10 protein-coding genes, 1 tRNA gene and 1 pseudogene are annotated in these 7,854 nt (G+C 40.8%); 2 read left to right on the plus strand and 10 right to left on the minus strand.

Features of this window, described 5'->3' with window-relative positions:
• Positions 1-207, plus strand: a pseudogene (locus WBM49_RS11085) (hypothetical protein); the annotation flags it as partial.
• A 21-nt stretch (positions 208-228) separates the two neighbouring features.
• Here WBM49_RS11085 and WBM49_RS11090 read toward each other — a convergent pair.
• The 8 genes from WBM49_RS11090 to WBM49_RS11125 form a co-directional block, all read right to left on the minus strand.
• A complete protein-coding gene (locus WBM49_RS11090; protein ID WP_424372117.1) occupies positions 229-921 on the minus strand; it encodes a porin family protein in 693 nt (230 codons plus the stop codon).
• Between the two features lie 93 nt (positions 922-1,014).
• Positions 1,015-1,497, minus strand: a complete 483-nt coding sequence (locus WBM49_RS11095) for an ExbD/TolR family protein (protein ID WP_424372118.1) — start codon at positions 1,495-1,497, stop codon at positions 1,015-1,017.
• Positions 1,498-1,519: 22 nt separating this feature from the next.
• Positions 1,520-2,131, minus strand: coding sequence for an ExbD/TolR family protein (locus tag WBM49_RS11100; RefSeq protein ID WP_424372119.1), 612 nt, complete (start codon positions 2,129-2,131; stop codon positions 1,520-1,522).
• 10 nt (positions 2,132-2,141) lie between these two features.
• A complete protein-coding gene (locus WBM49_RS11105) occupies positions 2,142-2,585 on the minus strand; it encodes a hypothetical protein (protein WP_424372120.1) in 444 nt (147 codons plus the stop codon).
• A gap of 23 nt (positions 2,586-2,608) precedes the next feature.
• Positions 2,609-3,406 carry a MotA/TolQ/ExbB proton channel family protein gene (locus tag WBM49_RS11110; protein ID WP_424372121.1) on the minus strand — a complete coding sequence of 266 codons (798 nt, stop codon included), beginning with the start codon at positions 3,404-3,406 and terminating at the stop codon, positions 2,609-2,611.
• A gap of 185 nt (positions 3,407-3,591) precedes the next feature.
• Positions 3,592-3,679: transfer RNA gene (locus WBM49_RS11115), tRNA-Ser, on the minus strand.
• A gap of 70 nt (positions 3,680-3,749) precedes the next feature.
• Positions 3,750-4,781 (minus strand): asparaginase, encoded by a 1,032-nt coding sequence (locus WBM49_RS11120; RefSeq protein ID WP_424372122.1) that lies wholly within the window; start codon positions 4,779-4,781, stop codon positions 3,750-3,752.
• Between the two features lie 42 nt (positions 4,782-4,823).
• Entirely contained in the window at positions 4,824-5,591 is a 768-nt protein-coding gene (locus WBM49_RS11125) for a TatD family hydrolase (RefSeq protein WP_424372123.1), read from the minus strand.
• Between the two features lie 39 nt (positions 5,592-5,630).
• On the opposite strand from WBM49_RS11125, the gene WBM49_RS11130 reads away from it, so the two are divergent.
• A complete protein-coding gene (locus tag WBM49_RS11130) occupies positions 5,631-6,077 on the plus strand; it encodes a retropepsin-like aspartic protease (protein WP_424372124.1) in 447 nt (148 codons plus the stop codon).
• 14 nt (positions 6,078-6,091) lie between these two features.
• On the opposite strand, the gene odhB is transcribed toward WBM49_RS11130, so the two are convergent.
• Together odhB and WBM49_RS11140 are read right to left on the minus strand one after the other, a co-directional pair.
• Entirely contained in the window at positions 6,092-7,330 is a 1,239-nt protein-coding gene (odhB, locus tag WBM49_RS11135; RefSeq protein WP_424372125.1) for a 2-oxoglutarate dehydrogenase complex dihydrolipoyllysine-residue succinyltransferase, read from the minus strand.
• A gap of 26 nt (positions 7,331-7,356) precedes the next feature.
• The coding region (locus tag WBM49_RS11140) for a M23 family metallopeptidase (RefSeq protein WP_424372126.1) at positions 7,357-7,854 on the minus strand (498 nt) is incomplete at its 5' end.

The raw sequence follows: 7,854 nt of genomic DNA on the forward strand, positions 1-7,854 counted from the left end.
GGAATGGGAAGTCTCCTTATGTTCCTTATTGCCTTAAGCTTTCATTTTGAACGAAACATTGTGATCGCCATTAGTTTTATACTCTTTTTCTCTGGGGTGGTTGCCACCGCAAGACTTTTCCTAAAAGCACATTCTAGAGCGGAGTTACTTATTGGTTTTTTGGTAGGGATGATGTCTCAGCTATTAACCATTAAATTCTGGCTTTAACTATAATTGGAGGACTTCCGCCTATAGTATATAAAAAATAAGTCCAACTCGCAGTGGCGTAAAGTTAAGATCCTGGCCAGTATCCTCTAGCGTTAATCCATTTTTAAATAGATTATTAAGAGCATAGTAGACATGGATATTAAAGGTATTATATCCAAAATTGGCCATTAGTCCGTATCTGAATTTTTCAACATCCGTTACATAAAACGAATCCTTTCCTATATCCGTAACCAGTTTAGACCTGTTACCAAAGGCATATCCTAATTTGGCACCCAGATAAAGGCGCCAAAATTTATATTCTGTAGGGGTAGAATTACGAAATCTGATTTCAATAGGGATCTCTATTAAATGGGTTTCCAGTTTGTTGCGTTTCGCACCCAGATCACTTTCCAGGATACTGTATTGAAAATCATTACCGAATTCTACTATTTTTAAATTTGTATAATAAGAGTTTACTGCATACCCCAATCCCAATCCTATTGCAAAGGTCCTGGCAGCATTTAGTGGCAAGTCCTTTATAAATCCAAATTGCAGACCGTAGGACAAGTTCTGTTGCCTGATCCCTTCAGGTTTATTGAGTATAAAGTTGTAAGTAAGGCCCACATAAAACTGGTCTTCCAGATAGTTAAAATCTACCTCTTTAACTTCTTCCTGAGCATTTATAGGCCCATTTAAAAAGAAAAGCACTATGACAATTTTAATGGCATATCTCATATTTTTAAAGGTAGGATATTTGACTAAAAAGCAATAAAAAAAACGCCTCAAAAAATTGAAGCGTTTCCTAACTAAATTTAATGAGTTTTCCTACTATTGAACGTTCCTAAAGGCATCCCCTTCGTAGGTAGTGTAATTTATTTTTAACGCATTCACTTTTCTTAATTCCAGTTTAATATCTGCAATTAATCCCATATTGGCATTCTTATCTACCTTTAGGGCTGTAGTTAACACGTTTTGTAATTCCTGCGGCTTCTTAGCTCTTTCAGCAAGTATAAAATCGCCAACTTCACTAACCTGCGCAAACTTATCATTTAATTGAATTCTTGGTTCTGTACCAAAAACTTTTTGATAGTCTCTGGTGGGTGTACCAATATAGATATATAAAACCCTATCCTTTTTTTCCAATTTTTTTACCTCGGATGCATTTGGCAGTACATTCTCTACCATCAGTGAACTGTCTTTCATTACGGTTACTGTCATAAAGAAGAACAATAACATAAAGACGATATCTGGCAACGAAGCAGTATTTACCGGAGGTAATTCTGAACCTTTTTTCTTAGTGAATTTAGACATAATGTGCTGTTTCTAAGGTGTATTATTTAGAAGATGACGTTTCAGCCTCTGATAATTTCTGCGGGAAGAGTTCCTGAATTTTCTGAACCTTTTCCTTCAGGTCATCCCGAATACTAGAGGCAGTTTCCGGATTTAAATACTGTGCTTCCATATCCGTAAAATTTTTCCCGTAAAGGCGTTGCGCCTCTCTGTTCCTAAGCTCGTTATAGGCACCTACCAGTTCGTTCTGAACGGTTATATAGGTAGCGTATTTCGTTTCCCTGTCGTTCTTTAAGGAAATGATCGCCTTGCTTGGGTTGTCAGAAGATGCTGCATCTTTTCTGCCTTTGCAATAATTACAGGTCCCATCTCCACCATTGTCTAAAAAGGCCATGGCCTTTTTACGAAGATCTTTTAGATTGGTCAGTTCTTCTTCTACGAGCAATTGACCGCTCTTGTTGATGTTCACAGTAAAGATATTCTTCTGTTTAATTACAACATCGATATCCTCTGGTGGATCTATTGGTGGCAACATCCTGTCTAGACCTGCATCTGTTTCAATGGTAGTAGTTACCAGGAAAAAGATTAGCAATAGAAAGGCAATATCTGCCATAGAGCCGGCATTTACTTCTGGTGGTCCTCCTCTTCTAGACATACTGTTTAATTTATTTGTTAGTCATCTTTTTAACTCCTCCTATAAGCATTGCACCAATGGCAATAGCTACCAGGAAAAAGAACAAATTGAGTCCTGTTCCTATCCTTTTCACGGTTGTTTCTGTAGTGGCGATCCCTCTGTTTGCCATCTCATCCAGATTTACATCTGTACCTGAAGCTAACAGGTAGGAGAAAACCAGCACAACCAAAAACGATCCCAGAACGATCAACGTTTTCTTTAAGCTCTGAGGATTGGTAAACAGGTTCATCAGGGTAAATACCAAACTTACTGCTACCGCTATTCCTAAAAGAATAAAGGTAATAGTGAACATGCCACTTATAGCAGCGCTCTCTGCCGCTTCTCCTGCCGGCACTTCAGAGCCAGGCAGAAAATACCAGAGCACAGCGGATATAAGACCCAATACAACTAAGGCTATTTTTACAATTTTATTCATAATATTTTGCTTTTAGGATCTTATTATTTTTTGTGGTCTACCAACATATCGATCAAAGTGATCGAAGAGTCTTCCATGTCATTTACTATACTATCAATCTTAGCGATGATATAGTTATAGAAAACTTGAAGGATGATAGCCGTAATAAGACCAAAAACCGTTGTTAATAATGCCACCTGAATATCACCTGCGATCAAAGAGGCACTTAGGTTACCTACCGCACTAATTTTCTGGAAGGCCTGGATCATACCAATTACCGTTCCCATGAATCCAAGCATAGGAGCAATTGCGATAAAGAGTGTTAACCAAGATACGTTTTTCTCTAACTGTCCCATTTGAACACCTCCGTAGGCTACAACCGCTTTCTCAGCAGATTCTACACCTTCCCCGGCTCTGTCCAATCCTTGATAATAGATAGATGCCACAGGGCCTTTGGTATTTCGGCAAACTTCTTTAGCAGCTTCAATACCTCCAGAGGCCAAAGCATCTTCCACTTGTTGCTTTAACTTACTAGTATTGGTGCTGGCCATGTTTAAATAAATGATTCTTTCAATAGCCACTGCAAGACCCAAGATCAAACATAGAAGTACAATTCCCATAAAGCCTGCACCCCCTTGGATGAATTGTTCTTTTAAAACTTGAGTAAAACCTTTCTCAGCATCTGCTGCCATTTCTTCCGCTGGAGAGTCCTGTATCGTCATAACAGCCGTAGAAACTGTAGCAGACAGATTAGAAACCATTGCATTCGCTTTTGCGCTTACCGTATTTGTGCTTAGGACAAATAGCCCGGTCATAACCAGGATCGAGAATAATCTTTTCATTTTGTTCAACTTAAATTTAGTTAGTTAATAAGGTTAAAGATATAAAAAATATACAATTAAAAATTAAAAGTTTTGCCGTATGGGCCATATAAACAACCCATAATTGCCAACTTGACAAATATAACTGGAAAAATTAGAATTCCTAATTTTTGTGCCAAGCTGTTTGGAAAAACCTTCAACATTTGCAGAGAGGAAGGGATTCGAACCCTCGATACACTTTTGGTGTATACACACTTTCCAGGCGTGCGCCTTCGACCACTCGGCCACCTCTCTAAAACCCTTTTTTAAAGGGCGGGTAAGAAACAAAAAAAAACTTAGTTACTAAAATTTTGAGGAGTTAATTTTAGGTCATTTCACCGCGTAATGAGGTTTCGAAAATTGTCCCGAACGACTTTCCTGAAACCTGGCTCCCCAGGAGATACATAAGTTTGGTGATGGCTGCTTCGGTAGTAATGTCTCTTCCGTTGATCAGGGACATACGCTCTAACTCCCTGCTGGTCTCGTAACGCCCCATGATAACACTGCCTCCTGAACATTGAGTAACGTTCACAATATACAGTCCTTTCTCTATGGCTTTCTTCAGATCGGATAGCAACCAGGCATCTGTGGGTGCATTCCCTGCTCCGTAGGTTTCCAGTACCAGTGCTTTTAGTCCGGGAATATTTAATACACCCGTAAGCAGTTCCCTGTTAAGTCCTGGAAATAATTTTAGGATTGCTACCCGGTCATCTAAAGCGGTGTGCACTTTTAACGGCTTGTTTTTGACAGGCCTCCATAGATTTTCGTGATACACCTTAAGGTGTACCCCGGATTCTGCCAGGATTGGGTAATTTAAGGAAGCAAAGGCCTCAAATTGCTCTGCATTTATCTTGGTGGTTCTATTGGCCCTGAATAGTTTGTTTTCAAAATAAAGACCTACTTCCCGGATAACAGACTGTCCTTTCTCTTTAAGTGCCGCGATCTGAATGGAGGTTATGAGGTTTTCTTTGGCATCGGTTCGCAAATCCCCGATAGGCAGTTGAGAGCCGGTGAAAATTACTGGTTTTGCAAGGTTTTCGAGCAAATAACTAAGGGCAGAAGAGGAATAACTCATTGTATCGCTCCCGTGCAAGATCACAAATCCATCATAGGCCGCATAGTTCTTTTCTATTAAGGTGGCCATAGAGACCCAATGAGTTGGGTTCATATTGGAGGAATCAATCGGTTTTTTAAAGGAAACGCTGTCTATGGCGCAGTCTAGTTGCCCTAACTCAGGAATATTGTCTACTACTTTCTTAAAATCGAAGGCTTTTAAAACACCAGATTGATATTCCTTCACCATTCCTATGGTGCCGCCTGTGTAGATGAGCAAGATCTTGCTTTGCTTATTTCTCAATGATGTAAACTTTAATTTCTAAACCCCTCTCTATGATCTCCCTCAGATCCCAAATACCTTTGCAGCGTTCGCCGTAGTAATCCTGGCAATCTCTTCTGCAGGCAGTTGGTAAATATCCGAAAGTTTATTTAATACCTCCATAAGATAGACCGGTTCATTTCGTTTCCCACGGTAGGGCACTGGTGATAAATACGGTGCATCGGTCTCTATTACGATATGTTCCGGAGAGATCTTATTCAGGAAGGTATCTATTTTCCCATTTTTAAAGGTCACCACTCCTCCAATTCCCAATTTCATATTCAGATCTATTGCCTTTTTAGCCTGTTCTATGGAACCGGTAAAACAGTGAAATATTCCATATACCTTACTGTCCTTTTCATCTTCCAGTACTTCAAAGATCTCATCAAAAGAATCGCGACAATGGATAACTATAGGCAGGCTGTACTGCCTGGCTAGCGCGATTTGTTTTTTAAACGCATCTTGTTGTTGCTTCAAATAGGTCTTGTCCCAGTAAAGATCGATCCCAATTTCACCTATCGCATAAAACGCCCTTTGTTGAAGCATGGCTTCCACGTGTGCTAATTCCTCGAGATAATTATCCTTTACATGCGTTGGGTGCAGCCCCATCATCAAAAACACATTCTCCGGAAATTCCTTTTCCAAAGAAAGCATAGCCGCCGTATAGCTCGAATCTATGGCTGGGATAAAAAAGCGTTCTATTCCCAGGTCAATCCCTTTCTTGATCACCAGTTCCCGGTCCTCATCAAAAGCCTCACTGTATAGATGTGTATGTGTATCTGTTATAAGCATGGAACAAAAATAGGATTATCTTTATCAAAATTCAGCCAGATGGGGTCACTAAAAAAGTATTTAAAAAAGAAAAAATATATTGCCATCCCCTTAACACTTACGGCTACGCAACACCTGGAAGTAAATGCCAGTATCAATGGTGTAAGTGGCCGATTTATATTGGACACCGGGGCTTCCAATTCATGCGTGGGCCTCGATAAAATTGCGAATTTTCATCTGGTTTCAAAGGAATCCGAGGTGAAAGCCGCAGGGGCGGGGGCCAGTAATATGGAAACCCAGCTTTCAACTAAAAATGCCCTTACTCTTGGTGATTGGAAGCAAAAGAAACTAAAGATCATTCTCTTTAACCTGGAACATATAAACGAAGCCCTAACCTCGCATGAAGCCCTCCCCGTAGATGGGATCATAGGTGCTGATGTGTTGCAAAAAGGAAAAGCTGTAATAGATTACAGAACCACAACTCTTTATCTTAAAAAGAAGAAATAATCCTTATTAGAAGGCTATAATTCCAACGCCTTTTCGACATTTCCATCCATAAGATGTTCCACAGGATTCTCCAGGGCCTCTTTTACTGCTACCAAAAAGCTAACAGACTCCTTTCCATCAATGATCCTGTGGTCATAAGAAAGTGCCAAATACATAATGGGCGCTATGGCCACAACACCATCCTTTACAACAGGCCTTTCCACAATATTATGCATCCCCAATATTCCGCTTTGAGGCGGATTAATGATTGGCGTAGACAGCATGGACCCAAATACCCCTCCATTGGAAATTGTAAAGGTACCTCCGGTCATTTCATCAACCGTAATCTGGCCTTCACGGGCTCTTATAGCCAGGCGTTTTACTTCGGCCTCTATGCCTCTGAAGGTGAGGTTCTCAGCATTTCTGATAATAGGGACCATTAATCCTTTGGGGCCTGAGACCGCTATACTGATGTCACAGAAGTCATACGTGATCATATCTTTCCCATCGATCATTGAATTTACGGCAGGGAAAAGTTGTAATGCGCGTATCACGGCCTTTGTAAAGAAAGACATAAAGCCGAGGCTTACGTCGTGCTTTTCCTTAAAAGTCTCTTTGTAGCTACTCCTCAATTCAAAAATAGCAGACATGTCTACCTCGTTAAAAGTGGTAAGCATAGCCGTTTCATTCTTTGCAGCTACCAGGCGTTCTGCCACTTTACGACGCAGCATGGAAAGTTTTGTTCTTGTTTCACCTCTTTTCCCTCCTGTTGGTGATCCCATGGATGGCACTGCATTCATTGCATCTTCCTTGGTGATACGTCCATCCCTACCGGTACCCTTTACGGCCGAAGCAGCGATTTCTTTTTCTTCCAAAATCTTGCGGGCCGCAGGAGAAGGAGAACCACTGGCATAGGTTTTGGCAGTCTCTGTTGGCTTGGTATCTGTTGCCGGGGCTGTTTTCTTTTCGGAGGTAGGTGCTGTGGCAGTTTCCTTAGCTGCTGAAGATTTTACTTTATCATCCCCTGCCGGCCTGGACGCACTTGTGTCTATAAGGCAAACTACTTCCCCTACGCCAACAGCATCGCCTTCTTCGGCCTTAAGGGTAATAATACCACTTTCTTCCGCAGGTAATTCCAGGGTAGCCTTATCCGAATCTACTTCGGCAATGGCCTGGTCTTTTTCCACATAATCTCCATCCGCGACCAACCATTGTGCGATCTCTACTTCGGTAATGGATTCTCCTGGAGAGGGAACTTTCATTTCTAATATCATGTGTTCTACTTTTTGTAATGTATTGGTTACTCCAAATTTCTAATAAAATCTTCTTTTACTGGAAGATAATCAGTTTTTATTTCTCCATTGACCGTTATCTGATCAAAAAAGAGTTTTGCACCTGTTGCTTCCTCCATATCTACAGTATTCTGCAAGCTGAGATGCAAATGTGGTTCGGTTGTATTGCCAGAATTTCCGCAAAGGGCCAACGTATCTCCCTGACTTACTTCCTGCCCCTCTTCTACCAGAATTGAGCCCTGCATTAAATGAGCAAAAAGTATGTATTCGTCTAAATCGGTTTGTAATACTATGGTATTGCCGGTTATTTGTGCTGTATTCACAGTTCCCGGCACATTATCTGGCACACCGTCTATCACCTCCACCACCCTTGCATTACAGGGAGCTAATATTTTTTTTCCAAAAACAAAATAATTTTCATTGATCTGCGGATCTCCCACAAAGGAGCTGCCATCCTTCACCATAAGAAGATCATAGGCATATTGTTGCGATATCTCTGCAACATG

It is taken from the genome of Muriicola sp. (assembly GCF_049669965.1).
In the GTDB taxonomy this organism is placed as follows: Bacteria; Bacteroidota; Bacteroidia; order Flavobacteriales; family Flavobacteriaceae; genus Muriicola.

What these genes read in the sequence shown, in the direction of transcription:
- odhB (WP_424372125.1), bottom strand. Translation starts at nt 7,330, where the DNA reads ATGATATTAGAAATGAAAGTTCCCTCTCCAGGAGAATCCATTACCGAA.
- WBM49_RS11125 (WP_424372123.1), bottom strand. Translation starts at nt 5,591, where the DNA reads ATGCTTATAACAGATACACATACACATCTATACAGTGAGGCTTTTGAT.
- WBM49_RS11090 (WP_424372117.1), bottom strand. Translation starts at nt 921, where the DNA reads ATGAGATATGCCATTAAAATTGTCATAGTGCTTTTCTTTTTAAATGGG.
- WBM49_RS11100 (WP_424372119.1), bottom strand. Translation starts at nt 2,131, where the DNA reads ATGTCTAGAAGAGGAGGACCACCAGAAGTAAATGCCGGCTCTATGGCA.
- WBM49_RS11095 (WP_424372118.1), bottom strand. Translation starts at nt 1,497, where the DNA reads ATGTCTAAATTCACTAAGAAAAAAGGTTCAGAATTACCTCCGGTAAAT.
- WBM49_RS11130 (WP_424372124.1), top strand. Translation starts at nt 5,631, where the DNA reads ATGGGGTCACTAAAAAAGTATTTAAAAAAGAAAAAATATATTGCCATC.
- WBM49_RS11105 (WP_424372120.1), bottom strand. Translation starts at nt 2,585, where the DNA reads ATGAATAAAATTGTAAAAATAGCCTTAGTTGTATTGGGTCTTATATCC.
- WBM49_RS11110 (WP_424372121.1), bottom strand. Translation starts at nt 3,406, where the DNA reads ATGAAAAGATTATTCTCGATCCTGGTTATGACCGGGCTATTTGTCCTA.